Below are 26,472 nucleotides of genomic sequence, written 5' to 3'. Positions count from 1 at the left end.
GCATTCGTTACGGTGCGTTTAGCAAATTCTAAGCATTTTTCGGTCTATTGCGCTCATGCATCCGACATATTTGCCCGTCGGTCTTGAAATGGTGGGCAAACAGCAAACGGGATTTCGGGTATGAGCGCTTTTGGTCGCAAAGCTGGTGCGGGAGGGGGCAATGCCGCAATGCGCCCCTCGTTCGGCGTTGCGCGTCCGATGAAGGGTTCCGAAGGTGCGCCTGCGCACAATCCCGGAAATGGCGCGGTACCCCTGCCCGGCGGCGACGCGCGTGGCAATTTTGACAACAGCGCGCCATCGGACAAGAATTCCGACGCGCTGGCGCGCCTGGCCGATCGCGCCAACAATGTGGTGGAAAGCCATCACCACGCCGAAGGGTTCGAAGCCTCGGTCCACAAGATCAAGGAGCAGGTGTTGCCGCACCTGCTCGAACGCGTCGATCCCGAAGCCGCCGCCACGCTGACCAAGGAAGAACTGTCGGAGGAATTCCGCCCGATCATCATGGAAGTGCTGGGCGAATTGAAGGTCACGCTCAACCGGCGTGAACAGTTCGCGCTGGAAAAGGTGCTGATCGACGAATTGCTGGGCTTTGGCCCGCTCGAAGAACTGCTCAACGATCCCGACGTGTCGGACATCATGGTCAACGGGCCCGATCAGACCTACATCGAAAAAAAGGGCAAGCTGACGCTGGCGCCGATCCGGTTCCGCGATGAAAGCCACTTGTTCCAGATCGCCCAGCGCATCGTCAACCAGGTCGGCCGCCGCGTCGACCAGACCACGCCGCTGGCCGACGCCCGCCTGAAAGACGGCAGCCGCGTCAACGTGATCGTGCCACCGCTGTCGCTGCGCGGCACCGCCATCTCGATCCGCAAATTCTCGGAAAAGCCGATCACGCTCGACATGCTGCGCGATTTCGGTTCGATGAGCGACAAGATGTGCACCGCGCTGAAAATCGCGGGCGCCAGCCGGATGAATATCGTGATTTCGGGCGGTACCGGCTCGGGCAAAACCACCATGCTGAACGCCATGTCGAAAATGATCGACCCCGGCGAACGCGTGCTGACGATCGAAGACGCGGCCGAATTGCGGCTGCAACAGCCGCACTGGCTGCCGCTGGAAACCCGCCCGCCGAACCTTGAAGGCCAGGGCGCGATCACCATCGGCGATCTGGTCAAGAACGCGCTGCGTATGCGGCCAGACCGGATCATCCTGGGCGAAATCCGCGGCGCGGAATGCTTTGACCTGCTTGCGGCGATGAACACCGGCCACGACGGATCGATGTGTACGCTCCACGCCAACAGCCCGCGCGAATGCCTGGGCCGTATGGAAAACATGATCCTGATGGGCGACATCAAGATCCCGAAAGAGGCGATCAGCCGCCAGATCGCCGAATCGGTCGATCTGATCGTGCAGGTCAAGCGGCTGCGCGACGGATCGCGCCGCACCACCAACGTCACCGAAGTGATCGGGATGGAAGGCGATGTGATCGTCACGCAGGAACTGTTCCGTTTCGAATATCTGGATGAAACTGACGACGGCAAGATCATCGGCGAATTTCGCGCCTCGGGCCTGCGCCCCTACACGCTGGAAAAGGCACGCCAGTACGGCTTTGACCAGGCGTTCCTCGAGGCCTGCCTGTAACAGTCGCACCAAAAGGGTGCACGGTTTCGCTTGATTGCGCCGCCGTGCTCACCCTAGGGCGGCGGCACGATGAACGCCCCTCGCCCCCATCCGCGCACGTTCCATGCCGCGGCACCGGTGCAACAACGGCCGATGCTGGCGCTTGGCCTGAGGCTGGGGTCGGCGTTCCTGTTTTCGATCTTGCTGCTGCTGGTCAAGCTTAGCGGCGAACGCGGGCTGTGGCTGCCCGAAACGCTGGTCTGGCGTCAGGCGGTGCCGACGCTGGTGCTGCTGGTCTGGCTCGCCGCGCAAGGGCAACTGCATCGCCTGCGCACCGCCCGGCCGCTGGTCCATTTTCGCCGCACATTGATCGGATCGGCGGGCATGTTCCTGACGCTGGGCGTGGTGCTGTTGCTGCCGCTGGCTGAATCGACCGTGCTCGGCTTTACCGCGCCGATCTTTGCGGTGTTTCTGTCGGTGCTGTTGCTGCACGAGAAAGTCGGGCCCTGGCGGATCGGCGCGGTTGCACTCGGTCTGATCGGGGTGGCGATCATGGCCAATCCCACCACCGCGCATCTGCCGCTGTTCGGCCTTGCGGTCGGCATCGGCGCTGCGTTCATGGTGGCGCTGGTGTCGATCCAGCTGCGCGATCTTGGCCGCACCGAGGAACCGGTGACGATCGTATTCTATTTTTCCGCGATGAGCCTGCCGTTGCTGGCCATCGCCCTGCCCTTTGCCCCGGCGGGTTATGACCACCCGTTTCACCATGACGCGGTGGGCTGGCTGATGCTGGGCGGAATTGGCGTGCTGGGCCTGTTTTCGCAATTGCTGATGACCGCGGCCTTGCGCTTTGGCCGTGTGTCGAGCGTGATCGTGATGGATTATGCGCAGTTCGGCTGGTCTTTGTTGTGGGGCTGGCTGGTGTTTGGCCACCTGCCCCCGGCCAGCACCTGGCTGGGGGCGCCCGCGATCATCGCCGCAGGTGTGATCATCGCCCGGCGCGAACATCTGCGTGGCCAGCGCATCGCCCTGCAGGCCCAACCGGCATGAATTGACGTGCCGCGGCAAATCGCACACCACGTTTCAAACGGACCGTTTTCTCCGGGAGCCTGAACGACCATGTCGATTGTTGCGATTGCACTTGCTCTGGCCGCCGCGCAGCCTGCTGCGCCCGCTCCGGTTGCACAGACCCGCCGCACTTTTGCCGGTCTGACCATGGCCCCTGCAGGCGATCGTCTGGCCGTGATCGAGGCCGACCAGGTTGAAAACGCCGCAGCCGAACCGCACAAGCGCGTTGTCTTGCGCTCTGCGCTGACCGGCGCGGTGCTGGCGACCCACGATCCGTGTGCCACGTGCGATTACCAGGACCCGGCATTTTCGCCCGATGGCCATCGCATTGCGTTTCTGGCGCGCGACCGCAAGGCCGGCACCACCACGCTGTGGCTGGCCACTGATGGCGTGCTGGCTGCGCGCACGATGATCCAGGGCGTGGCCGGGCGGCCGCGCTTTTCGCCCGATGGCAAGACGTTGGCCATGCTGGCCGTGGTTGGCGCGCACAAGGACGTTGGCGCCACGCAGGCCGCAGCACCCCAGGTCGGCGAAATCGGCGAAAGCTTTGATGAGCAGCGTATCATGGTGATCCCGGTCGAAGGCGATGCTGTTGTGCGCACGGTTTCGCCCGCAGACACGTTCGTCTATGAATACGACTGGACCCCCGACGGGCGCGGCTTTGTCGCAACGGCCGCCAAGGGCGATGGCGACAACAACTGGTGGATTGCAACGCTCGACCGGGTCGATCTGGCCAGCGGCACGCTGACCCCCATCACCGCGCCCAAGGATCAGCTTAACTATCCACGCATGTCGCCCGATGGCAATGCGGTTGCCTATATCGGCGGAATCATGAGCGATTTCGGCTCGGTCGGGGGCGATCTCTGGCTGGTGCCGGCGACCGGCGGCGCGGCGCGCAACCTTACCCCGGGCTTTGCCGGATCGTTCACATCGCTGATGTGGCGGGGCAATCACCTGGTGGCGACCGCACTGGTCGGCGATCGCATGACGATCCTGTCGGTCGATCCCGCCACGGGCAAGACCGGCACGCTGTGGTCGGCGCCTGCCACGATCCGCGCCGGCGACGCCAATGTTGCGCTCGATGCGCGCGGCGATCGGGCGGCCGCGCTGATCGAGGATTATGCCCATGCGCAGGACATTACCGCCGGCCCGATCGGGAAACTGGGTGTCGACAATGGCCTGACCCATGCCAATGCGGCGCTTGTCGCCGCAGGAACCGCCCGCAGCGTGATCTGGACCAGCGACGGCCGCAGCGTTCAGGGCTGGCTTCTGGCACCCGCCCGGATCGAGCCAGGCAAAACCTATCCAATGGTTGTTGAAGTCCATGGCGGGCCCAGTGCCGCTTCGACACCTGCATTCTTCGCCAACGATTTCCGCGGCGGCCTTGCGCGCAAGCTGCTGGAAAAGGGATATTTCGTGTTTTTCCCCAACCCGCGCGGCAGCTATGGCCAGGGCGAGGCATTTACGCGCGCCAATGTCCGCGATTTCGGCGGGGGTGATCTGCGCGACATTCTGGCCGGCATCGATGCGGTGGAGAAAATCGCGCCGGTCGATGACCGGCGGCTTGGACTGTTCGGCCATTCCTATGGCGGGTTCATGGCAATGTGGACCGTCACCCACAGCCAGCGGTTCCATGCGGTGGTGGCAGGCGCGGGCATCGCCAACTGGATCAGCTATTACGGCGAAAACGGGATCGATCGCTGGATGATCCCGTTCTTTGGCGCATCGGCCTATGACGATCCGGCGATCTACCGCCAGCTGTCCCCGCTCGAAACGATCAAGCAGGCCAGGACACCCACCTTCATCTATGTCGGTGAACGCGATGTCGAATGCCCGACCCCGCAATCGGTGGAATTCTGGCACGCGCTGAATGCGATGGGCGTGAAGAACAAGCTGCTCATCCTCGAAGGCGAAGGCCACGGCATCCGCAAGCCCGAACACGTCCGCCAGGTCAACGATGGCGCGCTGGGCTGGTTTGATACCTATCTCAAGGCAGGCTAATTGACGCGGCGCTCCATCGTCGCCCAATAAGGTTCGCGCAACGTGCGGCGCATGATCTTGCCGGTCGGATTGCGCGGCAGGGCATCGATCACGTCGATGGATTTGGGCACTTTGAACCCGGCGATGCGCGCGCGGGCCCAGGCGATCACGCTTTCAGGATCGACGGTGTGCCCGGGCCGCGCCACCACGCAAGCCTTCACCGCCTCGCCCCAGCGTGCGTCGGGCACGCCGATCACCGCCACTTCGGCCACATCGGGGTGGCCATAGATCGCGCTTTCGACTTCGGCCGGATAGACGTTTTCGCCGCCGGTGATGATCATGTCCTTGATCCGGTCCTGGATGAAGACATAGCCATCGTCGTCCATATAGGCGGCATCGCCGGTGCGCACCCAGCCCTGCCCGTCCATCGTTTTGGCCGTGGCGTCGGGCAGGTTCCAGTAATGCAGCATGTTGTTCGAACTGCGGGTTTCGATTTCGCCCACGGTTCCGTTCGGCAACACCGTGCCCTCGGCATCGACGATGCGAATTTCCACCCCGGGCACCGCGCGGCCGGCCGAACGCATCCGCGCATTGCCCGCCATGTCATGATCCCACGGCGGCAGCACGCAAAAGGTGCCGGTGGTTTCGGTCATGCCATAGCACTGCATGAACTGGGCATTGGGGATCGTCGTCACCGCTTCGCGCAGAAGATCGAGAGGAATCGGGGCTGCGCCGTAAAGCACATATTGCAGGCGGGAAAAATCGGTGGACCGGGCCAGCGGGTGCTGGATCAGCATCTGCAAAGCGGCGGGCACGATAAAAAATCGCGTGATCCCCTGCGCCACCCCGCGCAACGCGCCCTCGGCCGAAAATTCGGCCTGGATGATCGCGCGCACCCCACCGCTGAACGCCATGACGCCAAGCCCGGTACCACCGATATGCGCACACGGCATGCACACCAGGATCGCCTCGTCATCGCGCCATTCGGCCCAGGGCAGCCCTGCGTCGAGCGCCGGTTTGCGCAAACCGAAGAAATTGCGCTGGCACAGAACCGCGCCCTTGGGATGGCCGGTGGTGCCCGACGTGTACAGCTGCAACGCGGCATCTTCGGGTCCAGCGGCCACAATGTCGATGGCAGGACAGGCCTCGATCGCGGCACGCGCAGCGTCTTCGTCGAACACGTGCGCCACCTCGACCGGCAGACCCCGCACCAGGTCGCCAAAGCCCTGTCCCGCAAATACGATCTTTGCGCCGGTATCGCGCAGGATATAGGCCATTTCCACAGGCGCCAGCCGCCAGCCGATCGGCGCCATCACCACCCCGATGCGCGCCGCGGCATAGAACAGCTGAAAATAAAGGTCGGCATTCTTGCCGATCCAGGCGATGCGATCGCCCTTCACCACGCCCAGATCGGCCAGAAACGCCGCAATCTGGCGCGATCGTCGCTCCATTTCGGCAAAAGTGGTGGTGCGATCGCCCTCCTCATGGGCAATTGCATCGCCGCGCTGTTGCGCCCAGTGGCGAAAAAACGCGTCAAACGTCAGAAACTCGGCGGTCTCGCGCATGACCACTCCCGGTGCCGGATCGGTCTGGCCCGATCGTTAACCAGATGATTAAGTCGATCGGGCCAAACCGCAAGCGCTATTGCACTGGCGCCTCAAACACCAGGCGGGGCTTGCGCGCGGCCAGGGTCTCGTCCACCCGGCGCCGCGGCGCATGGTGCGGCGCACTGCGCAATGCCGGATCGCCGGCCTTGGCCCGCTGCGCCAGATCGCGCATCGCGTCGACGAACTGGTCGAGCGCGGCTTTGCCCTCGGTCTCGGTCGGTTCGACCAGCATCGCGCCGTGGACCACCAGCGGGAAATAGACCGTCATCGGGTGGAACCCTTCGTCGATCAGGCCCTTGGCCAGATCGATCGTCGAGAACCCTTCGGCAAATCCGGCATCGCTGAACAGCGCCTCGTGCATGCAGGGGCCGGTATGCGCAAACGGCGCATCGAGCACATCGCGCAACCGCGCCAACAGATAGTTGGCATTGAGCACGGCATCCTCGGCCACGCGCGCCAGCCCATCGGCGCCGTGCGTCAGGATAAACGCCAACGCGCGGGTGAACATGCCCATCTGGCCATGGAACGCGCACATCCGCCCGAACGCCTCGGGCCGGTCAACGGCGTGTTCGACCAGACCCACGCAGCCCCCGCCATCGCGCACGACATGCGGCAGCGGCGCAAACGGCGCAAGCGCCGCCGACAGCACCACCGGGCCTGCCCCCGGCCCCCCCCCGCCATGCGGCGTGGAAAACGTCTTGTGCAGATTGATATGCATGGCATCGACGCCAAGATCGCCGGGCCGCACGCGGCCGACGATCGCGTTGAAATTGGCCCCGTCGCAATAGACATAGCCGCCGGCGGCATGCACGGCATCGGCAATGGCCTTCATGTCGCGTTCGAACAGACCGCAAGTGTTCGGGTTGGTGATCATCACACCCGCCACATCGGGGCCAAGCCGTGCCAGCAGTGCCGGCAGATCGACGCGCCCATCGGCACCGGCGGGTATCGCAGCCACGTCGAAACCGGCAAACGCCGCCGTTGCCGGATTGGTGCCGTGCGCGCTTTCGGGCACCAGGATCACGCGGCGCGTCGCGGCCTCTCCCCGCGCGTCGAGCGCGGCGTGGATTGCCATCAGGCCGCACAGTTCGCCATGCGCACCGGCCTTCGGGCTCATCGCCACGGCGCTCATCCCGGTCAGCCGGACCAGCCAGTCGGCCAGATCGGCGATCACGGTCAACGCGCCGGTCACGGTCGATTGGGGTTGCAGCGGATGCACCGCGGCAAAGCCGGGCATGCGCGCGACTTTTTCGTTCAGCCGCGGATTGTGCTTCATCGTGCACGAACCCAGCGGAAACAGACCCAGATCGATCGCATAGTTCTGCCGCGACAGCCGCGTGTAGTGGCGCACGCATTCGGGCTCTGACAAACCTGGCAGGTCGACCGGCGCGGTGCGGCGCGGCAAAGTCTCAAGCATTTCGGTTGCATCGCCGTCGAAATCGACACCGCTGCGTCCAACGTCGCCCAGTTCAAAGATCAGCGGTTCTTCCAGGTCGAGCGCGCGGTTTCCGGTCACGGTGTCAGATGCGGCGCGCCAGTCGGCGGGGCTGAAATCGTTCACGCCACAATCTCCTTCAGCGCAGCGGCCAGCGCCGCGATATCATCAAGTTCGGTGCATTCGCTCGTCGCGATCAGCAGCACATCGGCCAGATCGGCGCGTTCGGGGCACAGCCGCGACATCGGCACGCCACCCAGGATACCGCGCCGGGCCAGCGTCTCCACCGCCTCGGCTGCGGGCAAGGGCAGGCGCACCGCGAATTCGTTGAACCAGGTGCGATTGATGACCTCCACGCCCTCGATCGCAGCCAGCGCCCGCGCCGTCCTGACCGCGCGGTCATGGCTCAGGCGGGCCATCTGCGACAGGCCACTGCCGCCAAGCAAGGTCAGATGAATGCTGAAGGCCAGCGCACACAGCCCTGAATTCGTGCAGATATTCGAAGTCGCCTTTTCGCGGCGGATATGCTGTTCGCGCGTCGCCAGCGTCAGGACAAAGCTGCGCCGGCCGTCGGCGTCCATCGTTTCGCCGCACAAGCGCCCCGGCATCTGCCGCACAAACTTTGCCGAGCATGCAAACAGCCCCAGATAAGGCCCGCCGAACTGCAGGCCGACGCCGAGCGACTGCCCCTCGCCCACCACGATATCCGCACCGAGCGTGCCCGGGCTTTCGATCAGGCCAAGCGCTGCCGGCTCGGTCACCACCGCGACCAGCAACGCACCTTGTGCATGCGCGGCTGCGGCAATCGCGGCCAGATCGGGAATGCGACCCATGACGTCGGGGTATTGCACCACCACGCAGGCGGTCTGTGCATTGATCGCGGCGATCACCGCTGCATCGTCGCTGTGTTGCGTCGCGCGCGGGGGCAACAGGCACACGTCATCCCCGGCAAACCGCGCCATCGTCTGCGCGGTCTGGACATAATGGGGATGCAGGCCACCCGAAATCACCGCGCGCGCGCGCCGCGTTATGCGCGTCGCCATCGCCACCGCTTCCCAACAGGCGGTCGATCCGTCGTACATCGAGGCATTGGCCACATCGCATCCAAACAGCCGCGCCACCTGGGTCTGGAATTCGAACAGCACTTGCAACGTGCCCTGCGCGATTTCGGGCTGATACGGGGTATAGGCGGTCAGGAATTCGCCGCGCTGGATCAGATGATCCACGCTGGCGGGAATATGGTGGCGATAGGCCCCGGCCCCGCAGAAGAATGGAGCCTGATCTGCGGTCAGCGCCTGTGCCGACAGTGCCGCCATATGACGTTCGACCGCGCGTTCGCTGGCATGCATCGGCAGGCCTGCAATCGGACCGTTCTGCAAGGCATCCGCAGGCACATCGACAAACAGATCATCGATCGTGGCGGCACCGATCGTGGCCAGCATGGCGGACCGATCCGCCGGTTGCAAAGGCAGCAGCCGCATCACAGACCCGCCACCAGCTCGGCATAGGCCGCGTGATCAAGCAGGCCGTCGAGCTCGGCCGGGTCCGCCAGTGTCATGTCCCACAACCAGCCATCGCTTTCGGGCGCCGAATTGACCAGATCGGGCGCGTCTTCGAGCGATGCGTTGATCGCGGTCACCGTGCCGCCAACCGGGGCATAGACGTCGCTTGCCGCCTTGACCGAATCGACCACCGACGCACTGCCGCCGCGCGTCAGCAAGGTGCCGGGGGCGGGCAATTCGACAAAGGTGATGTCGCCCAGCTGCGCCTGGGCAAAATCGGTGATCCCGACGCGGGCAGTGCTGCCGTCAATCTCGATCCATTCGTGATCGCGGGTGAAATAACGGGGCATCAGGCTTCTCCTTGGCGGTGGTAACGGTGGGGGATGAAAGGCAGCCGCACGACCGTGGCCGGCACGCGCCGGCCACGCATATCGAGCACCAGCGCGGAGCCGGGCGCAGCATGCGTGGCATCGATCAGCGCCATGGCGACGGGGTGGCCAAGACTGGGGGCAAATCCGCCCGACGTCACCGTGCCGATGGCGGTGTCGCCATCCAGCACCGCGGCGCCTTCGCGCGCGGCCAGCCGCCCTTCGATCGTCAGGCCGACCCGGTGCCGCGCCGGGCCATGCGCCAGCGCGGCTGCAATACGGGCATGGCCGGGGTAGCCACCCTGGGCACGGCGGCGGCGTGCGATCGCAAAGCCAAGCCCCGCCTCTACCGGATCGATATCGGGTGTCAGATCGTGCCCATAAAGCGGCAAACCCGCCTCAAGCCGCAGCGAATCGCGCGCGCCCAACCCGATCGGGCGAACCGCCGGGTGCGCCGCCAGCGCATCGGCAAACGCGCTGATCGCGGTCGTCGGCACCGCAATCTCGAACCCGTCTTCGCCCGAATAGCCCGACCGGCTGACATGCAGATCGGCCCCGTGCCAGCGATAAGGCCCTGCGGCCATGAACCACAGCTGTTCAACCGGCACGATCCCCGGCAGCGCGGGTGTCAGCCCCATCGCCGCCAAAGCCTCGACCGCGCGCGGCCCCTGCAGCGCCAGCAGGCCGTGATCGCTGCGCTCGGTCAACGTGACACCTGCGGGCAGATGTGCTGCGATATGCGCACGATCGGCCTGGCGCATCGCGCCGTTGACCACCACGAAAAAGCCGCCGGGCCAGCGCGTGATCATCAGATCATCCAGGATGCCGCCATCGCCATTCAACAGCAATGAATAGCGTTGCCCACCCACCGCAAGCGTGGACAGGTCGACCGGCATCAGCGCTTCAAGCGCGCGCGCCGCCGGTGTCTGGTCGGCACCGGCAGACGATATCAGCAGCTGCCCCATGTGCGACACGTCGAACAGCCCGGCGCTTTCGCGCGTCCACAGATGTTCGGCAATGATCCCGTCGTATTGCACGGGCATGGCGTGGCCGGCAAAGGCCACCATCCGGCCACCGCGTGCGCGGTGCCAGGCATCCAGCGGCAACGGCCGCAAGGCTTCGATACTGTCGGTAACACTCACAATCACAGGCTCCGCGCTTTGAGGGCGTCAAACGGAGCCCCCTCTGTCACGGAACCTGAGAGTTTTCCCCAAGGCCGCGCCACGAAGGGCATTCGGCGGGGTTACCCCTTCGGCGGCACCAACCCCGCAGGGCCGATACACTTTCCAGAGCATCACTGTTGATCGACACGGTCCTTGGTGCCTGAGAGTTTCCGGGGCGGTTGCTCCTTCGGCGTCCCACACGATGCGGCCCGTTGCAGGGCACGAATCGCGAAAGAACTCTCCCGCGTCGATCAGTGACGCTTATGCCCCTGCATCAATTTGATTATTTACGTCAACCCGTTGCGCGCCAGATTGTGGATATCTGGGCTGGCGTGGACCTGCCGCCCGCGTCCCGGCCGGCCGGCCAGTGCCACAATCGCGGCTGCCACATCGCGTGCATGGACCGAACGGTATTTTGCCAGGCGGCCGCGCAACAGCAGGTCGATCAGCGGTGATACGATCTGCCCTGCCCGCTCCGCCGGACGCGCCGGGCCCTGCCGGGCACCGCGCAACAGACCTGGCCGCAAAATATCAAGCCGCGGAAAATTCAGCGCGTTTACAGATGCTTCGGCTTGGCCCTTGACCGAAAGATAGAAATTGCGTGATGCGGCGTCGGCGCCGACCGATGACACCAGGATCACCTGCCGCACGCCCGCGTTGCGCGCGGCGCGCGCCACATCGACCACCAGGTGGTGATCGACCGCCCGAAATGCCTGGCGGTCGCCGCCTTGCGCCGCGATCGTGGTGCCAAGCGCGATTGCCACCACTTCGGGCCGTGCGCGGATGATGGCTTCGGGCCAATCGGCGGGATCGGCCACCAGCAATTCCAGCCTGGCACCCAGCGGGATAGCGGCCTCTCGCCGCGCCAGTGCCGCCAGGTGCAACTGCGGGTGCGTTGCTGTTGCGGCAATCAAGGCGCCGCCGACCAGGCCGGTTGCGCCCACCAGCAACAGCGACACGCGCGGCCCATCAATCGCGGGCGCTTCAGACATTGCGCAATCCTTCCGGCGCCTCGCCGGTCAGGCGGGCGTATTGTTCAATGGCAAACCGGTCGGTCATGCCCGCAATATAATCGGCAATGGTGCGGGCGCGCGCAGGTTCGCCGGTTGGCAGACGCGCGCGCCAATCGGGCGGCAGCAACGCCGGATCGCCGGCATAAGCCTCAAACAGACAGGCAATCACATTGCGCGCGACCTGCGCGGTGGCGACCTGTTCGGGATGGAGGTACAGCCTGGCATACATGAACTTCTTCAGGACGCGCTCTTCGGCCTGCATAGCCGAGGAAAAACCGCACAGCGCATGGCCTGCTGCCCGGACATCGTCGACACTGGCCACACCGGCCCGCACGATCCGGCCGCGGGTTTCATCCAGCACATCGTTGACCATCCGCCCGATCTGCCCGCGCACCAGTTCGCGCAGGCGCCGGTCGTTCGATCCTGCTGGAAACCGCGCCTCGATCGCATGCCATTGTTCGGCCAGCGACGGCAGCTCCATCAGGTGATCAAGCGTCAGAAACCCTGCGCGCAAGCCATCATCGATATCGTGGTTGTCATAGGCGATATCGTCGGAAATCGCCGCCACTTGCGCCTCGAGCGAAGCATGGCTGTGCAGATCAAGCGGAAACGCGGCATCGAGTTCGGCCAGCGCCCACGGTGCATTGCGCACCGGACCGTTGTGCTTGGCCAGCCCTTCGAGCATGTCCCAGCTCAGGTTCAGGCCATCGTGTTCGACATAGGGGCTTTCCAGCCGCATCAGCACGCGCAAGGTGTTGGCGTTGTGGTCAAACCCGCCGTGGTCGGCCAATGCCGCCTGCAACGCGTCTTCGCCCGCGTGGCCAAACGGCGGATGGCCGATATCGTGCGCCAGGCACAGCGCCTCGGTCAGATCTTCGTCCAGCCCCAGCGCGCGCGCGATGACCCGGCCGATTTGCGCCACTTCCAGACTGTGCGTCAGCCGCACGCGATAATGATCGCCATCGGGTGCGACAAACACCTGCGTCTTGTGGCGCAGCCGGCGGAATGCGATCGAATGGATGATCCGGTCGCGATCGCGCTGAAACACGCTGCGCGGGCCGCGCGCGCTGGCATTTTCCAAACCGAATTCGCGGCCGCGCGACCGTTCCGGATCGCTGGCATAAGAAGACCTGACAAACATCGCGTGTCTAGTGGGCCAAAGCCTTGACGATGTCTTCCACCATCTTTTTCGCGTCGGCCAGCAGCATCATGGTCTGGTCCATGTAGAACACGTCGTTGTCGACCCCGGCATAACCGACGCCGCCCATGCTGCGCTTGACGAAAAAGATCGTCTTGGCCTTGTCCACGTCGAACACCGGCATGCCGTAGATCGGCGAAGACTTGTCGGTCTTGGCCGCCGGGTTGACCACGTCGTTGGCGCCGATGATGAAGGCGACATCGGCCTGGGCAAATTCGCCGTTGATATCTTCCAGTTCGAACACTTCGTCATACGGCACGTTGGCCTCGGCCAGCAGCACGTTCATGTGCCCGGGCATGCGGCCTGCAACGGGATGGATCGCGTATTTCACGCTGACCCCCTTGGCTTTCAATTGGTCGCCCATTTCGCGCAGCACGTGCTGCGCCTGGCTGACGGCCATGCCGTAGCCGGGGATGATGATAACGCTTTCCGCCTCTTTCATGATATAGGCCGCGTCTTCCGCGCTGCCGCGTTTCCAAGGGCGCTGTTCCTTGGCCGGTCCGCCGCTGGGCCCGGCATCGGCGCCAAACCCGCCCGCGATAACCGACAGGAACGAGCGGTTCATCGCCTTGCACATGATATAGGACAGGATTGCGCCCGATGATCCGACCAGGGCGCCGGTGATGATCATCGCGGTATTGTGCAGCGTAAAGCCCATGGCCGCCGCAGCCCAACCCGAATAGGAATTGAGCATCGACACGACCACCGGCATATCGGCACCACCGATCGGGATGATCAGCAGAAACCCGATGGCGAACGACAGCGCGGTGATCGCCGCGATCACCCACAAGTCCTGCGCCTGCGTGAAATAGCCGACCAGCCCGATGATCAGCGCCAGCGTGCCCAGATTGATGGCGTGGCGCGCCGGCAGCATGATCGGCGAACCGCTCATCTTGCCCGCCAGTTTCAGAAACGCGATGATCGATCCGGAAAAGGTGATCGCGCCAATGGCAATGCCAAGCCCCATTTCGACCCGGCTGTGGCTGGCGATCTGCGCGCCTTCCAGGATGCCGAACGCGCCGGGGTTGAGATAGGCGGCCCAGCCCACCAGCACCGCGGCAAGCCCGACCAGCGAATGGAACGCGGCGACAAGCTGCGGCATGTCGGTCATCTTGATGCGACGGGCGGTCACAAAGCCGACACCCCCGCCGATCGCGATCGCGCCGACGATTTCCGTCATGCTGGCCAGGCCATGCGTAACCAGCGTGGTGACCATCGCGATCGTCATGCCGATCATGCCATAGCGATTGCCGCTGCGCGACGTTGCCGGGCTGGACAGCCCGCGCAAGGCCATGATGAACAGCACACCGGCGATCAGATATGCCAGCGGCACCCAGGCCGAAGAAGCGGACAATTCCATCACTTCTTGTCCTTCTTCTTGTACATCGCCAGCATCCGCTCGGTCACCGCAAACCCGCCGAAGATGTTCACGCTGGCCAGCACCACCGCCAGCAGCCCCAGCCATTTCGACACCTGCGACCCTTGCGCTGCGCCAGCGATCAGCGCGCCCACCACGATCACCGAAGAAATCGCATTGGTCACCGCCATCAGCGGCGTGTGCAGCGCCGGCGTCACCGACCACACCACGTAATAGCCCACAAAACAGGCCATCACGAAAATCGACAGAATGCTGACAAAGTCCATTTCCGAGCGCTCCTGCTTATCCGAGCAACCGCTCGTGCACCACTTTGCCGCCTTGCGTCAGGCGGATGGCATTGCCGATTTCTTCGTCCAGCACCGGGCGCCCGGCATCCTTGTCCCAGAACGCGTTGAGGAAATTGAACAGGTTGCGCGAATACAGCGCCGACGCGTCGGCGGGCAATTGCGCCGGCGTGTTGGCATAGCCGACGATTTTGACCCCATGGCGTTCCACCACCTGATCGGGCACCGATCCTTCGACATTGCCGCCCTGCGCCACGGCCAGGTCATAGATCACGCTGCCCGGCTTCATCGTCGCGATCTGTGTGTCGGTGATCAATCGTGGTGCCGCGCGGCCGGGAATCAGCGCGGTGGTGATCACGATATCCTGCTTGGCGATATGGCTCGAGACCAGCTCTGCCTGCGCCTTTTGATATTCGGGGCTCATTTCGGTGGCATAGCCGCCCGCGCCCTCGCCCTCGATGCCTGCAACGTTTTCAACGAAGATCGGCTTGGCGCCCAATGACTGGATCTGTTCCCTGGTCGCCGACCGCACATCGGTGGCCGACACTTGCGCACCCAGGCGGCGCGCGGTGGCGATCGCCTGCAATCCGGCAACGCCCACGCCCATCACGAATGTCTTGGCCGCGCTGACCGTACCGGCCGCAGTCATCATCATCGGAAAGGCGCGGCCATACAGGTTTGCCGCGATCAGCACCGCTTTGTACCCGGCCAGGTTGGCCTGGCTCGACAGGATGTCCATCGATTGCGCACGGGTGATGCGCGGCATGAATTCCATGGCCAGCGCCTCAAGCCCGGCACCGGCATAGGCCTCGACCCGGTCGCGCCGGCCAAACGGGTCCAGCCCGGCCACAATCCATGCACCAGGGTTTACACCCGCCAGCATATCGATTTCCGGCCCCGCGACCCCGAACACGATGTCCGCACCCTGCGCCGCGCCGGCTTGCGCGATCTGCGCGCCGACAGCGGCATAATCGGCATCGGCAATCGAAGCGGCAAGGCCTGCCCCGGCCTCGACCGTTACAGAAGCACCCAGCGCGATCAGCTTTTTCACCGTTTCAGGTGTTGCCGAAACACGGGTCTCGCCCGATGCGCGCTCGCGCAGGACCGCGATGCTGACCGATTGCACCACTGCGTGCGTCAGTGAATCAGATAGATGACAAAGGCGACCAGCACCACGATCACAGGCACCGCATATTTGATCATGCCGACAAAGCCCTGGTAGGTTGCCTGCGCCGCTTTCATGTCGTTTGCCGAAGCCATGTTATACCCCTTGGTGTTCAGACCGGTTGGCAGCGCCTGTTCCGCGCGCCTTCATGCCATGCTGTATCGCCCTGTGCGGCGCGGCTCAAGCGTCAAGCGTGTTCGCCGGCCTTAATCCGGTTTTTACCCAATCCCGCTATCAAGGATCGATCAAGGCCCGTGTCGTCATGCGCCAAACCCGCGCATTGCCGACGCCGGTCGTCTGAAAGAACCTGACCGGATGGCGCATGTCTGACATCGAAGATCGTCTGTTGATGCTGATCGATGACGAACCGGCCCAGATCCGGCTCGTTTCGGCACTGGCCGCGCGCGAAGGGTGGCGCTCGATTGTCGCGCGCGATTCGGAAACCGCCATTGCCATGCTCGGCACGCGCCAGGGCATGCGGCTGGGCGCGATCATCCTGGATCAATGGGTGCCGGGGGATCAGGCCTGCGATCTGATCGCGGAATTGAAGGCGCGGCGCCCGGCGCTGCCGATCCTGATGCTGACCACCAGTTCCTCGCCGTTGCTGGCGGTCGAAGCGATGCGTGCGGGTGCGACCGATTACCTGGTCAAGCCGGTCGCACCCGATCGCCTGGTCAGTGCGTTGCGCGCGGCAACCGCGCCCGAAGTGCAAAGCAGCGAATTGCATCCGCTGACCGAAAAGCTGGGCGCGGCGCTTGATTTTGATTCGATGATCGGTGCGGCACCGTCGTTTCGTGCGGCGCTTGCCGTGGCGGCAAAGGCTGCGCGCACGCACGCGCATGTCCTGATCGAAGGGGAAAGCGGCACGGGCAAGGAAATGCTGGTGCGTGCAATGCATGCCGCCAGCCCGCGCGCCAAATTGCCGTTGCGCATCGTCAACGCCGGGGGGATTGCCCCCAACCAGATCGAATCGGTGCTGTTCGGCCATGAAAAGGGCGCCTTTGCCGGTGCCTTCGAACGCCATGTCGGTGCGTTGCAGCATGCCGACGGCGGCACCCTGGTGATCGATGAAATCGACCGGTTGCCGCCTGTGGTCCAGACCCGGCTGGCGCAATTTGTTGACCGCGGCGATGTGCAACCGATTGGCGCGCGCCATTCGTTCCGGCTGGACGTGCGGCTGATCGTGTGCAGCAATGCCCCGCTCAAGGTGCTGGTCGAGGCCGGCCTGTTTGATGCCGACTTGTTGACCGGTCTGTCCGGAACCCAGGTGCGGCTGCCCGCCTTGCGCGAACGCGCGGCCGATATCGCAGCGCTTGCGCGCCATTTTCTGGCGCGCATCGGCGAACAGCCGGGGTTGCGCCCGCTGGGCATCACCGATGGCGCGTTGTCGCTGCTGGCCGCCTATGACTGGCCGGGCAATGTGCGCCAGTTGCAGGCCACGCTGTTTCGCGCGGCGGTGTTCTGCGATGGAGAAGCGTTGACCGCGGCGGATTTTCCGAAACTGTCGAACATGGTCGGCGAAACCATGCGCATGCCCCAATCGATCAGCGATGGCGCGGGGGTGATGCTGTTTGGCCCCGATGGAAACCTGCGTCCACTCGAAGAGATCGAGGCCGACGTGATCCGCCTGGCCATCGGCCATTACCGTGGCCGCATGACCGAGGTTGCACGGCGCCTGGGGATTGGGCGTTCAACGCTTTATCGCAAGCTTTCGGAACTGGGCATCGACAACGCCGCCTAGGCAACACCACCGTCTAGTCGACGATCTGGCTGAAATCGGTAAGCGCCGCATCGCGCAGGCCGCGCCACACCTGCAAGGCCTGCACCGTTTCGGGCACATCGTGCACGCGCAGCAGATGCGCTCCGCATTCGGCGGCGCGCATTGCCAGCATCACCGATCCGGGCATCCGCCTGTGCGCGGGCACTTCGCCCGCCAAAGCGCCGATCATGCGTTTGCGGCTGGCGCCGAACAGGATCGGCTGACCCAGCGCATGGAATATCGGCAAAGCGTTGATCAGCGACAGGTTTTCCGCCAGCGTCTTGCCAAAGCCGATACCCGGGTCAAGCAGGATGCGCGACCGTTCGATCCCCGCTGCCAAAGCGGCATCGCGCCGTTCGCGCAACATATCGAACACATCGAGCACGACATCACCGTAGGCGCCATCGGCATGCAGATCGCTCGCCTCGCCAGGCGCATGCATCAACACCACCGGCACCCCGGATTGCGCCACCAGCGCAGCGGTGCGCGGATCGTGCCGCATCGCGGACACATCATTCACCAGATGCGCGCCGGCGCGCAAGGCTGCGCCGATCACGCTGGCGCGGCGGCTGTCGATCGAGATGGCGGCACCCGCCGCAGCCAGGTTTTCGATCACCGGCACGACCCGGCGTTCCTCGTCGCCTTCCCACACCGCAGCAGCGCCAGGCCGGGTTGATTCGCCGCCGACGTCAATCAGGCCTGCCCCTGCTTCCAGCATGGCGTGCGCGTGTTCAAGCGCAGCCTCGGGCTTGTCGAGAAACGTGCCGCCGTCGGAAAAGCTGTCGGGCGTGACATTCAAAATGCCCATCACCTGCGGCTGATCGAGCCGCACCATGCGCGCGCCGCACCGCAATGGCGCATGCACTTTGGCCAGATCCTGCCATTGCACCATGGCATCGCGCGCCAGGTCCCCGGGCAAGCCGGCGATCGCTGTGGCGGCGTCGCGCGCGTCAAACAGGTCACGCGATACCACCCGGCCCCGGCTGCGGCGGATCAGCGCAAACCGGCTGGCCCAGACCAGCCCCCCGCCCAGCCGGATCGCGGCACCCGCTTCGCTTTGCGGGCTTTCGGCGAGCGCGATGGGGCGGATGTAGACCCGTTCGGTCATGCCCGATCAATCTTCGGTTGCGAGCAGGTACAACTGGCGCAGCGTGTCGATCGGTTTCACCTCGCCCTCGTGCAGCACGTGCCAGAATGTCCAGCCGTTGCACGATGGCGCACCCTGCATCTTTGCGCCAAGGCCGTGGATCGATCCCGGTTCGGCGCCCGCCTCGATCGAGCCGTCGGCACGCACGGTGGCGCGAAACCGGCCTTTGCGATCGACCAGTTCGGCGCCGGGACGGATCCAGCCAGCCTCGACCAGCGCGCCAAACGCGACGCGCGGAGCGGTCTTGCGGCTTTGCATCGTCTTGAGCGCGGATTCATCGAGCGGCAATGCCGCCTCGATGCGTTGCTCGGCCACCGCGATATAGCCTTCGTCGCGTTCGCATCCGATCCAGTCGCGGCCCAGCCGGCGCGCAACCGCGCCGGTGGTGCCTGTGCCAAAAAACGGATCGAGCACGACGTCACCCGGATTGGTCGTGGCCAGCAGCACGCGATACAGCAGCGCCTCGGGCTTTTGCGTGGGGTGCGCCTTGACCCCGTCCTTGCGGATACGCTCGGCGCCCGAACAGATCGGCAGAACCCAGTCGCTGCGCATCTGCAATTCGTCGTTCAGCGTCTTCATCGCGCGATAGTTGAAGGTGTACTTCGACTTTTCGCTTTTCGAGGCCCAGATCAGCGTTTCGTGGGCGTTGGTAAACCGGGTGCCTTTGAAATTGGGCATCGGGTTGGATTTGCGCCAGACTATGTCGTTCAGAATCCAGAACCCCATATCCTGCAGCATCGCGCCAACGCGAAAGATGTTGTGATAGCTGCCGATCACCCAGATCGAGCCATCGGGTTTCAGCAGGCGGTGCGCCTCGATCAGCCATTCGCGGCTGAATGTGTCATACGTGGCAAAGCTGGCGAACTTGTCCCACTCCTGCGTTACCGCATCGACATGACTGCCATCGGGGCGCGCCAGATCACCGCCCAGCTGCAGATTGTACGGCGGATCGGCAAAGATCATGTCTATCGACGCACTGGGAAGCGCGCGCATGCTTTCGATGCAATCACCGCGCAGGATCCGATTCAGCGGCAGTGCGGGCCTTGCCGCAGGCACAGCCCGCGCGCGTGTCCGTTCTTTTACCAAGACTGCCATGATCGAAACCCTATCCTTGCGTTGCCGGCCGGATTCTGAATCATCCGGGACCGGTCGTCAAGCGGCGACTCGTGCTCAACCCACGAGTCGCGGTGATTCAAAAGCAGGAACGAAACGAGTCCGGGCGGGCTATTTTGAGTGACGCCCGCGCGACGCACACCACATGTTGTGCCGGCCACGGCGCAGGAAAATATTTGCCCGGTGGGTTCTGCGTCTATCCGCTCCCTACGTGAACGGCGTTATGCACGCAAAATGCCCCCCGTGCAGTGTCCGTCAGAACGGCGGCTTTCGGCTTGCACCGATTTCAAAGCCGCGCGGTTCGCCCGATATGCCCATCACCGCAATCGAAACGGGCTGTATCGACCATGGGCTTGCGCCCAAGGCCATCGGCGCGCAAATCCGCCGGATCGTCAACCGCGCTTGCGATTGATGTGCGCATGTCAAGGCAGCAGCGCGTGCGCCACCGGGCGAAAACTGCGACGATGCAGCGGGCATGGACCGTGGCGTTGCAGCGCATCGAGATGTTCGCGCGTGCCGTACCCGGCGTTGCGATCCCAGCCATAGTGCGGCCATTGCTGTGCTGCCGCCTGCATGATCGCATCACGGTGCTGCTTGGCCAGAATCGATGCCGCAGATATCGCCGGTTCGCTGGCGTCGCCACCGACGATCGCGCGCGCGGGCCAGCACCATTCGGCCACGCGGCCCTGCGGTGTCATGTTGCCATCGATCAGCACCATGGTCACGTTCTTGTCGTTGCCCACCAACGCGGCCACCGCCAGCGTCATCGCCTTCATGGTGGCCGCAAAGATGTTGATCCGGTCGATCTCGCAGGCTTCGACCACGCCGATACCCCAGCGGCAGGTCAGCCGGATCCGCGGATCAAGTTCAGCGCGACGTTTGGCAGACAGCACCTTGGAATCGGCCAGCCCGTGGGGCGCATCGGGGCCCAGCATGACCGCTGCGGCCACCACCGGCCCGGCCAAAGGCCCGCGCCCGGCTTCATCGACGCCGATGACCAGCGCTTCATAGAGCAAGATGGATGGACAGGACATGGCCCCTGCCCCTAACGCGCAAGACAACCCTCCAGCAAGCAGAGATCTCAGCCCATGCCGTTTGATCCCACCCGTGTTGATTGCTGGATCTTTGACCTCGACAACACATTGTACCCTTCGAGCATCGACATGTTCAGCCAGATCGATGTGCTGATGGGCCGGTTCATAGCCGAATTGCTGGGGTGCGACCTGGCCGAGGCCAAGCGCGTGCAAAAGATGTATTTTCACGATCATGGCACCACGCTGGCCGGTCTGATGCATTACCATGCGATCGAACCGCGCGAATTTCTCGATTATGTCCATGCCGTCGACATGGGTGTGCTGGCCGATGCGCCGCGCCTTCGCGACCGGCTGATGGCTTTGCCCGGGCGTCGGCTGATCTTTACCAATGCCGATGCCGCTTATGCGGCGCGTGCGCTCGATGCGCTGGGCATCGCCGACTGTTTCGACGGCATGTGGGATATTCACGCGATGACCTATCGGCCAAAGCCCGAGATGAGCGCCTATGCCGGGCTGATCGAGGCCTTTGCCATCGATCCCGCCAGCAGTGTGTTCATCGAGGATTCGGCGCGCAACCTGACCCCGGCCAAGACGCTGGGCATGCAGACGGTGTGGATCGACATGGCCACCGACTGGGGCCACCGTGCCAAGGACGACAGTGCGATCGACGCGATGATCACCGACATGGCGCAGTGGCTGGATGGTGTTCTGGCCGAACTTGCCCAAGCCCGCCCGCTCGGCTAACCGCCAAAAGGCTTATTCGTACCGAAAGATCCTGTCCATGACCGAACACCTTGTTGCCGCGATCGAAGCCGCCTGGGACAACCGCGCCGAGGTGACCCCGGCCAGCAGCGACGTGCGCGCGGTGGTCGATGCGGCGCTGGAACTGCTGGACAGCGGCAAGGCGCGCGCGGCCGAAAAGATCGATGGCCAGTGGCAGGTCAACCAGTGGCTGAAAAAGGCCGTGCTGCTGTCGTTCCGGTTGAACGACAATGCCGTGGTCGAACATGCCGCGGGCGGTGCCCCGGCCTTTGACAAGGTGCCCTCGAAATTTGCCGGGTGGGATGAACACCGTTTTCGCGAAGCCGGCTTTCGCGTCGTGCCGGGCGCGGTGGCGCGGCGTGGCGCGCATATCGGCCGCAACGTCGTGCTGATGCCAAGCTTCGTCAATATCGGCGCCTTTGTCGATGAAGGCACGATGGTCGACACCTGGGCCACGGTCGGGTCGTGCGCGCAGATTGGCAAGAATGTGCACATTTCAGGGGGCGTCGGCATTGGCGGCGTGCTCGAACCGTTGCAGGCCGGCCCTGTGATCATCGAAGACGGCGCCTTTATCGGCGCACGTTCGGAAGTCGCCGAAGGCGTGATCGTGGGCACCGGCGCGGTGCTGTCGATGGGCGTATTCCTGGGCGCATCGACCAAGATCATCGATCGCGCCACCGGCCAGGTGCATATCGGCCGCGTGCCGCCGTATGCAGTCGTCGTGCCCGGATCGCTGCCGGGCAAGCCGCTGCCCGATGGCACACCGGGGCCGTCGCTGTATTGTGCCGTCATCGTCAAGACCGTCGACGCGCAGACCCGCAGCAAGACCGGGATCAACGACCTGTTGCGTGACTGACGCGCAGGCCCTGATTGCGCGGCTGCAGCTGGCGCCGCACCCCGAAGGCGGCTGGTATCGCCAGACCTGGCGGGCAGATCCGGCCGGTGCCGCGCGCCCTGCTGGCACGCTGATCCATTTCCTGCTCGAAACCGGGCAGAGGTCGCACTGGCACCGGGTGGATGCCGACGAGATCTGGCTGTGGCAGGGTGGCGACCGGCTGCACCTGTCGATGGCCTGCGATGCACAAGGCCCGACGACGCAGACCACGCTCGGGCCCGACGCATTTCACGGCGACAGCCTGCAGGCGGTCGTGCCAACCGGCGTCTGGCAGGCAGCTGCGCCAGTGCCCGGCCCTTGCGGTTATGCGCTAGTCGCCTGCGTGGTGGTGCCGGGGTTCGACTTTGCCGGATTCGAACTGGCCCCGCCCGGCTGGCATCCGGGCAGCTAGGCCATAATTTTTCCGCAGGGCAACATCGCGCATGCAGCAAAAAGTGCCTTGAGTGCCTGACCCAAAGGGCAATAGGTTGCATTTTGCATCCTATATAACCGCGTCAATTCAGTGTGGTTGCAGGAAATGCAACTTGGCGTGCGCGCAAAGCATTTGCGACTTCGCAGCTGCAACATCAATCTGAGCACATGCCAGAACGCATCGGGGGGTTCCCGACTGGGTTCGCGAAGGGGTCACCCCCTCTGGTTCAGGAGTGTTTGCCATGATCAAGTCTTCGCTGCTCACCGCTACCCTGCTTCTCGCTGCCGTCCCCACTGTCGCGCTTGCCGCTGGCGATGACGCGGGCAAGTTCACCCACAAGGGCGTCGACTACAGCTACACCACCGAAGACAAGGGTGGCGACAAAGTCGTGCGTGGCACCGCGTATGCCGGCAAAGTTCCCTTTGAACTGCACATCCACAAAAAGACCGTGACCGGCACGTTCAACGACAAGCCGGTCGAATTCGAACTGGCCGACGTGCAGAAGATGGGCATCGACATCGGCAACTGAGTTCGGTCGCCAGAGTGCAAACAGGGCCCCTGCGTATGGCGCGGGGGCCTTTTTTTGTGCCGATCATTCAGCCGCTTGCAGCGCATGCTGCGCGGCGGGGCGATCATCATACCGAAATTCGGTGCCGTCCAGATCGATCGCGGGGATTTCGACGCGTTCGCGCCAGTAATCCTGATTGTGCCGCCATTCGGGTTTTGACCCGCGCCGTGGCATCCGGTCCAGCCCGCGCACCAGGTATCCGGGATTGAAGTTGTCGGTTTCAATCCACGGCAACAGGTCCATGCCCTGATCTTCGGCGCGCAAGGCCACTGCAACCTGTTTTGCGCCGATTGTATCCATATGTTTCAGAAGCTTGCAGACAAAATCCCCAAGCATGTCGACGCGCAGGGTCCAGCTGGCGCGGAAATAGCCCATGACCCACACCAGATTGGGTACGCCTGTGAACATCATGCCGCGATAATTGACCGTGTCGTGCCAGGCCAGCGCCGTGCCATCGATCGAAAACGGAATATCGCCCATCACCGACAGACGAAACCCGGTGCAGGCCAGCACGATATCGGCCTCGATCGCTTCGCCACCGGTGGTTTGCACGCCCTGTGGCGTAAACCGTTCGATCGTGTCGGTTATCACCCGCACATGGCCCGCGGCGGCATGGCGGAACAGATCGCCGTCGGGGCAGAACGCCAGCCGTTGTTGCCAGGGGCGGTATCTGGGGGTGAAATGCGGCTCGAACTGGAAATCATCGCCGGCATAGGCACGCACCAGCGCCTTCAGCTCTTCAAACACCGCATCGGGTTCTTCGACACAGCGCCGGTTGATCACGTCCTGGTCGAACATGATCTGCGCGCGCACCACGCGGTGCACGGTTTCCTCGTCGATACCGATCTGGCGCAGGCGGTCGGCCAGCTCGTTCTGGTTGGGGTGGCAATAGAAATAGGTCGGCGAACGTTGCAGCATCGTTACGTTGGCGCCCGCGTCGCATAACGCCGGCACCACCGTGGCAGCGGTCGCGCCCGATCCGATCACCAGCACGCGCTTGCCCGCCACCTGCGTCGCCGGGTCCCACAGCTGGGCATGCACAAACTGTCCCTGATAGTCCGACAATCCGGCCCAGTCGGGCACATAGGGCGTTTCGTGGTCGTAATAGCCCTGGCACATCCACAAGAACCGGCAGGTCAACACCTGGACGCATGCGTCGGTTTTGCGCCGTGTCGTAACGGTCCACAGATTGTCCGCACTCGACCACGCGCACGCAACGATCTGCGTGCCGTAACGAATGTGGCGGTCGATATGGTTTTCGGCGATCACGTCGCCCAGGTATTTCAGGATCTCGGCGCCGCTGGCGATCGGCGCCCCGACCCACGGCTTGAACCGGTAGCCAAAGGTATAAAGATCGGAATCCGAGCGCACGCCTGGATATTTGTGCGTGACCCAGGTCCCGCCAAAGGTATCCATCGCCTCGATCACGGCATAGCTTTTGCCCGGGCACTGGTCCTGCAGGTGATAGGCCGAGCCGATCCCCGAAATGCCCGCGCCCACGATCAGCACGTCAAAATGCTCTGTCGTCATGCCGCCATCCTTGTCCCGTCCGGTAGGGGTCTGGCGTTACGCGATTCGCCTTTGTCGCGGGCCCGCCAGCCCATCCGCTTTGCCTGTTTGCGCACAGGAAACCTTGACGCGTCTCAAAATGCAACCGGAAACGCCGGTCGTGATGCGGGCGCGTGGCGTAACGGCGTCGCGTCTGGTCGCAAAAATGCGCCTGCGCACCGCTGTCACCTGCTTTCCCGAAAGGGTTTGTTGCACGCGCGCATCCATGCTCCTAACCGCTAGGCATGGGCGCAGCACGGGCTGACATCGCAATCCTCGGTGGCGGGCTGGCAGGCGGGCTGGTCGCGCTGGCACTGGCGCGCCATCGGCCCGAGATCTCGGTGATGGTGGTCGAACGCGGCGCGGTGCTGGGCGGCAATCACGTGTGGTCGTTCTTTTCCAGCGATCTGCCCCAAGGCGGCGAAGACCTGATCGCGCCGCTGGTCGAGGCCGAATGGTCGGGCTATGACGTATGCTTTCCAGGCTATGCCCGCACCTTGGCCACCGATTACCGCGCCACGACCTCACACCGGCTGGACGCACGATTGCGCCAGACGCTGCCTGCGGCCATGATCCGCACCGGCGCAGAGGTGGTGTCATGCACGCCCACCACGGCACGCCTGGGCACTGGCGAAGACATCCACGCAGGCGCGATCATCGATGCGCGTGGCATATCGAGCTACCCATCGATGACAGGCGGTTGGCAAAAATTCCTCGGCCAGCGTCTGAAACTGGCACAGCCGCACGGATTGTCCCGACCGATCGTGATGGATGCCACGGTCGATCAGATCGATGGCTATCGCTTTGTCTATTGCCTGCCCTTTGCGCCCGACGAAATCTTTGTCGAAGACACCTATTATTCCGACGGGCCGGACCTGGATCGGGATCTGTTGGCGGGTCGCGTGGCCGATTATGCCGCCGCCAAAGGTTGGCGCACGCAGGACATCCTGGCCGAGGAATATGGCGTGTTGCCGGTGGTGGCGGGCGGTGATTTTGACCGCCTGCGCGCGGTGGCCGGGCACGACGCGGCGCTGGCGGGCACGCGCGCGGGACTGTTCCACCCTTTGACCAGCTATTCGTTGCCCGATGCGCTGCGGTTTGCGCTGGCGCTGGCCGCGCAGCCCGATCTGGGCGCAGACACACTTCGCAATTTTGCTGAACATTATGCGCGAAGTCATTGGAATGGATCGTGGTATTATCGCAAACTCAGCGCGCTGCTGTTTGCCGCGGCCAAGCCTGACCAGCGGTACCGCGTGATGCAACGGTTCTACAGCCTGAACCCGCGCCTGATCGAACGGTTCTATGCCGGCCAATCGACATGGGCCGATCAATTTCGCATTCTTGCCGGCGTGCCACCGGTTCCGGTGCATGCAGCTCTCGGCGTGCTGACCGGGCTTGGTGCCCGGCCCCGGCCGCTCGGCCAATGACATGATGCTTGTGACAAGGAATATGC

24 protein-coding genes and 2 riboswitches are annotated in these 26,472 nt (G+C 64.0%); of the genes, 9 read left to right on the top strand and 15 right to left on the bottom strand.

Features of this window, described 5'->3' with window-relative positions:
• Positions 1 to 120 precede the first annotated feature (120 nt).
• The 3 genes from G404_RS0114500 to G404_RS0114490 all read left to right on the top strand — a co-directional run bounded on the left by G404_RS0114500 (position 121) and on the right by G404_RS0114490 (position 4,689).
• On the top strand, positions 121 to 1,641 hold the full coding sequence (locus tag G404_RS0114500; RefSeq protein WP_028641733.1) for a TadA family conjugal transfer-associated ATPase: 1,521 nt from the start codon (positions 121 to 123) through the stop codon (positions 1,639 to 1,641).
• A 69-nt stretch (positions 1,642 to 1,710) separates the two neighbouring features.
• Complete coding sequence (locus G404_RS0114495; RefSeq protein WP_051280741.1) at positions 1,711 to 2,670, top strand: DMT family transporter; 960 nt, start codon at positions 1,711 to 1,713, stop codon at positions 2,668 to 2,670.
• 69 nt (positions 2,671 to 2,739) lie between these two features.
• Positions 2,740 to 4,689, top strand: a complete 1,950-nt coding sequence (locus tag G404_RS0114490; RefSeq protein ID WP_028641731.1) for an alpha/beta hydrolase family protein — start codon at positions 2,740 to 2,742, stop codon at positions 4,687 to 4,689.
• On the opposite strand, the gene G404_RS0114485 is transcribed toward G404_RS0114490, so the two are convergent.
• From G404_RS0114485 to G404_RS20130, 11 genes are all read right to left on the bottom strand, one after another.
• Positions 4,686 to 6,233, bottom strand: a complete 1,548-nt coding sequence (locus G404_RS0114485; RefSeq protein ID WP_028641730.1) for a long-chain-fatty-acid--CoA ligase — start codon at positions 6,231 to 6,233, stop codon at positions 4,686 to 4,688. The two genes, G404_RS0114490 and G404_RS0114485, sit on opposite strands and share 4 nt — an antisense overlap.
• Positions 6,234 to 6,309: 76 nt before the next feature.
• Complete coding sequence (gene gcvPB, locus G404_RS0114480; RefSeq protein ID WP_028641729.1) at positions 6,310 to 7,836, bottom strand: aminomethyl-transferring glycine dehydrogenase subunit GcvPB; 1,527 nt, start codon at positions 7,834 to 7,836, stop codon at positions 6,310 to 6,312.
• Complete coding sequence (gene gcvPA / locus G404_RS0114475) at positions 7,833 to 9,191, bottom strand: aminomethyl-transferring glycine dehydrogenase subunit GcvPA (protein WP_028641728.1); 1,359 nt, start codon at positions 9,189 to 9,191, stop codon at positions 7,833 to 7,835. Before gcvPA ends, gcvPB begins: the two co-directional genes overlap by 4 nt.
• Positions 9,191 to 9,562, bottom strand: coding sequence for a glycine cleavage system protein GcvH (gcvH, locus tag G404_RS0114470; RefSeq protein WP_028641727.1), 372 nt, complete (start codon positions 9,560 to 9,562; stop codon positions 9,191 to 9,193). Before gcvH ends, gcvPA begins: the two co-directional genes overlap by 1 nt.
• Positions 9,562 to 10,722, bottom strand: a complete 1,161-nt coding sequence (gcvT, locus tag G404_RS0114465) for a glycine cleavage system aminomethyltransferase GcvT (RefSeq protein ID WP_028641726.1) — start codon at positions 10,720 to 10,722, stop codon at positions 9,562 to 9,564. Before gcvT ends, gcvH begins: the two co-directional genes overlap by 1 nt.
• Positions 10,723 to 10,755: 33 nt before the next feature.
• Positions 10,756 to 10,880: riboswitch (glycine riboswitch) on the bottom strand.
• A riboswitch (glycine riboswitch) is annotated at positions 10,881 to 10,998 on the bottom strand.
• 32 nt (positions 10,999 to 11,030) lie between these two features.
• On the bottom strand, positions 11,031 to 11,735 hold the full coding sequence (locus G404_RS0114460; protein WP_051280739.1) for an NAD(P)H-binding protein: 705 nt from the start codon (positions 11,733 to 11,735) through the stop codon (positions 11,031 to 11,033).
• Positions 11,728 to 12,897: a deoxyguanosinetriphosphate triphosphohydrolase gene (locus G404_RS0114455; protein WP_028641724.1), complete on the bottom strand. Its 1,170-nt coding sequence runs from the start codon at positions 12,895 to 12,897 to the stop codon at positions 11,728 to 11,730. Before G404_RS0114455 ends, G404_RS0114460 begins: the two co-directional genes overlap by 8 nt.
• 7 nt (positions 12,898 to 12,904) lie before the next feature.
• Entirely contained in the window at positions 12,905 to 14,314 is a 1,410-nt protein-coding gene (locus G404_RS0114450; protein ID WP_028641723.1) for an NAD(P)(+) transhydrogenase (Re/Si-specific) subunit beta, read from the bottom strand.
• Positions 14,314 to 14,598 (bottom strand): NAD(P) transhydrogenase subunit alpha part 2, encoded by a 285-nt coding sequence (locus tag G404_RS0114445; protein WP_028641722.1) that lies wholly within the window; start codon positions 14,596 to 14,598, stop codon positions 14,314 to 14,316. Before G404_RS0114445 ends, G404_RS0114450 begins: the two co-directional genes overlap by 1 nt.
• A gap of 16 nt (positions 14,599 to 14,614) precedes the next feature.
• Entirely contained in the window at positions 14,615 to 15,745 is a 1,131-nt protein-coding gene (locus G404_RS0114440; protein ID WP_028641721.1) for an NAD(P) transhydrogenase subunit alpha, read from the bottom strand.
• Positions 15,746 to 15,753: 8 nt separating this feature from the next.
• Positions 15,754 to 15,876: an aa3-type cytochrome c oxidase subunit IV gene (locus tag G404_RS20130; RefSeq protein ID WP_084601363.1), complete on the bottom strand. Its 123-nt coding sequence runs from the start codon at positions 15,874 to 15,876 to the stop codon at positions 15,754 to 15,756.
• A gap of 227 nt (positions 15,877 to 16,103) precedes the next feature.
• Between G404_RS20130 and G404_RS0114430 the strand changes: the two genes are divergently transcribed.
• On the top strand, positions 16,104 to 17,522 hold the full coding sequence (locus G404_RS0114430) for a sigma-54-dependent transcriptional regulator (protein ID WP_028641720.1): 1,419 nt from the start codon (positions 16,104 to 16,106) through the stop codon (positions 17,520 to 17,522).
• 13 nt (positions 17,523 to 17,535) lie between these two features.
• Here G404_RS0114430 and folP read toward each other — a convergent pair whose 3' ends face one another.
• From folP to G404_RS0114410, 3 genes are all read right to left on the bottom strand, one after another.
• A complete protein-coding gene (gene folP / locus G404_RS0114425; RefSeq protein WP_028641719.1) occupies positions 17,536 to 18,648 on the bottom strand; it encodes a dihydropteroate synthase in 1,113 nt (370 codons plus the stop codon).
• A 6-nt stretch (positions 18,649 to 18,654) separates the two neighbouring features.
• Positions 18,655 to 19,782 (bottom strand): site-specific DNA-methyltransferase, encoded by a 1,128-nt coding sequence (locus tag G404_RS0114420; RefSeq protein ID WP_028641718.1) that lies wholly within the window; start codon positions 19,780 to 19,782, stop codon positions 18,655 to 18,657.
• A 440-nt stretch (positions 19,783 to 20,222) separates the two neighbouring features.
• Positions 20,223 to 20,834 (bottom strand): ribonuclease HII, encoded by a 612-nt coding sequence (locus G404_RS0114410; RefSeq protein WP_028641717.1) that lies wholly within the window; start codon positions 20,832 to 20,834, stop codon positions 20,223 to 20,225.
• A 54-nt stretch (positions 20,835 to 20,888) separates the two neighbouring features.
• Between G404_RS0114410 and G404_RS0114405 the strand changes: the two genes are divergently transcribed.
• The 4 genes from G404_RS0114405 (at position 20,889) to G404_RS0114390 (ending at position 23,432) form a co-directional block, all read left to right on the top strand.
• Positions 20,889 to 21,578, top strand: a complete 690-nt coding sequence (locus tag G404_RS0114405; protein ID WP_028641716.1) for a pyrimidine 5'-nucleotidase — start codon at positions 20,889 to 20,891, stop codon at positions 21,576 to 21,578.
• A gap of 37 nt (positions 21,579 to 21,615) precedes the next feature.
• Complete coding sequence (gene dapD / locus G404_RS0114400; RefSeq protein ID WP_028641715.1) at positions 21,616 to 22,452, top strand: 2,3,4,5-tetrahydropyridine-2,6-dicarboxylate N-succinyltransferase; 837 nt, start codon at positions 21,616 to 21,618, stop codon at positions 22,450 to 22,452.
• Positions 22,445 to 22,882, top strand: coding sequence for a cupin domain-containing protein (locus G404_RS0114395; protein ID WP_028641714.1), 438 nt, complete (start codon positions 22,445 to 22,447; stop codon positions 22,880 to 22,882). Before dapD ends, G404_RS0114395 begins: the two co-directional genes overlap by 8 nt.
• Positions 22,883 to 23,144: 262 nt before the next feature.
• Positions 23,145 to 23,432, top strand: coding sequence for a hypothetical protein (locus G404_RS0114390; RefSeq protein ID WP_028641713.1), 288 nt, complete (start codon positions 23,145 to 23,147; stop codon positions 23,430 to 23,432).
• A 63-nt stretch (positions 23,433 to 23,495) separates the two neighbouring features.
• Here G404_RS0114390 and G404_RS0114385 read toward each other — a convergent pair whose 3' ends face one another.
• Positions 23,496 to 25,001: a flavin-containing monooxygenase gene (locus G404_RS0114385; protein ID WP_028641712.1), complete on the bottom strand. Its 1,506-nt coding sequence runs from the start codon at positions 24,999 to 25,001 to the stop codon at positions 23,496 to 23,498.
• A gap of 263 nt (positions 25,002 to 25,264) precedes the next feature.
• Between G404_RS0114385 and crtY the strand changes: the two genes are divergently transcribed.
• Positions 25,265 to 26,446, top strand: a complete 1,182-nt coding sequence (gene crtY / locus G404_RS0114380) for a lycopene beta-cyclase CrtY (protein ID WP_028641711.1) — start codon at positions 25,265 to 25,267, stop codon at positions 26,444 to 26,446.
• Positions 26,447 to 26,472: the final 26 nt, after the last annotated feature.

This window comes from Novosphingobium acidiphilum DSM 19966, from assembly GCF_000429005.1.
GTDB lineage: Bacteria > Pseudomonadota > Alphaproteobacteria > Sphingomonadales > Sphingomonadaceae > Novosphingobium > Novosphingobium acidiphilum.
Note: the sequence above shows the minus strand (reverse complement) of the source record. Positions and strands in the feature narration are given on the sequence as shown.

Excerpts from the sequence above, each read along its gene's own strand:
- G404_RS0114410 (WP_028641717.1), bottom strand. The coding sequence starts at position 20,834 with ATGTCCTGTCCATCCATCTTGCTCTATGAAGCGCTGGTCATCGGCGTC.
- G404_RS0114500 (WP_028641733.1), top strand. The coding sequence starts at position 121 with ATGAGCGCTTTTGGTCGCAAAGCTGGTGCGGGAGGGGGCAATGCCGCA.
- gcvH (WP_028641727.1), bottom strand. The coding sequence starts at position 9,562 with ATGCCCCGTTATTTCACCCGCGATCACGAATGGATCGAGATTGACGGC.
- crtY (WP_028641711.1), top strand. The coding sequence starts at position 25,265 with ATGGGCGCAGCACGGGCTGACATCGCAATCCTCGGTGGCGGGCTGGCA.
- G404_RS0114495 (WP_051280741.1), top strand. The coding sequence starts at position 1,711 with ATGAACGCCCCTCGCCCCCATCCGCGCACGTTCCATGCCGCGGCACCG.
- G404_RS20130 (WP_084601363.1), bottom strand. The coding sequence starts at position 15,876 with ATGGCTTCGGCAAACGACATGAAAGCGGCGCAGGCAACCTACCAGGGC.
- dapD (WP_028641715.1), top strand. The coding sequence starts at position 21,616 with ATGACCGAACACCTTGTTGCCGCGATCGAAGCCGCCTGGGACAACCGC.
- G404_RS0114420 (WP_028641718.1), bottom strand. The coding sequence starts at position 19,782 with ATGGCAGTCTTGGTAAAAGAACGGACACGCGCGCGGGCTGTGCCTGCG.
- G404_RS0114460 (WP_051280739.1), bottom strand. The coding sequence starts at position 11,735 with ATGTCTGAAGCGCCCGCGATTGATGGGCCGCGCGTGTCGCTGTTGCTG.
- G404_RS0114490 (WP_028641731.1), top strand. The coding sequence starts at position 2,740 with ATGTCGATTGTTGCGATTGCACTTGCTCTGGCCGCCGCGCAGCCTGCT.
- G404_RS0114450 (WP_028641723.1), bottom strand. The coding sequence starts at position 14,314 with ATGGAATTGTCCGCTTCTTCGGCCTGGGTGCCGCTGGCATATCTGATC.
- G404_RS0114455 (WP_028641724.1), bottom strand. The coding sequence starts at position 12,897 with ATGTTTGTCAGGTCTTCTTATGCCAGCGATCCGGAACGGTCGCGCGGC.
- G404_RS0114430 (WP_028641720.1), top strand. The coding sequence starts at position 16,104 with ATGTCTGACATCGAAGATCGTCTGTTGATGCTGATCGATGACGAACCG.
- G404_RS0114485 (WP_028641730.1), bottom strand. The coding sequence starts at position 6,233 with ATGCGCGAGACCGCCGAGTTTCTGACGTTTGACGCGTTTTTTCGCCAC.
- folP (WP_028641719.1), bottom strand. The coding sequence starts at position 18,648 with ATGACCGAACGGGTCTACATCCGCCCCATCGCGCTCGCCGAAAGCCCG.
- G404_RS0114445 (WP_028641722.1), bottom strand. The coding sequence starts at position 14,598 with ATGGACTTTGTCAGCATTCTGTCGATTTTCGTGATGGCCTGTTTTGTG.
- G404_RS0114385 (WP_028641712.1), bottom strand. The coding sequence starts at position 25,001 with ATGACGACAGAGCATTTTGACGTGCTGATCGTGGGCGCGGGCATTTCG.
- G404_RS0114405 (WP_028641716.1), top strand. The coding sequence starts at position 20,889 with ATGCCGTTTGATCCCACCCGTGTTGATTGCTGGATCTTTGACCTCGAC.
- G404_RS0114390 (WP_028641713.1), top strand. The coding sequence starts at position 23,145 with ATGATCAAGTCTTCGCTGCTCACCGCTACCCTGCTTCTCGCTGCCGTC.
- gcvPA (WP_028641728.1), bottom strand. The coding sequence starts at position 9,191 with ATGCGGCTGCTGCCTTTGCAACCGGCGGATCGGTCCGCCATGCTGGCC.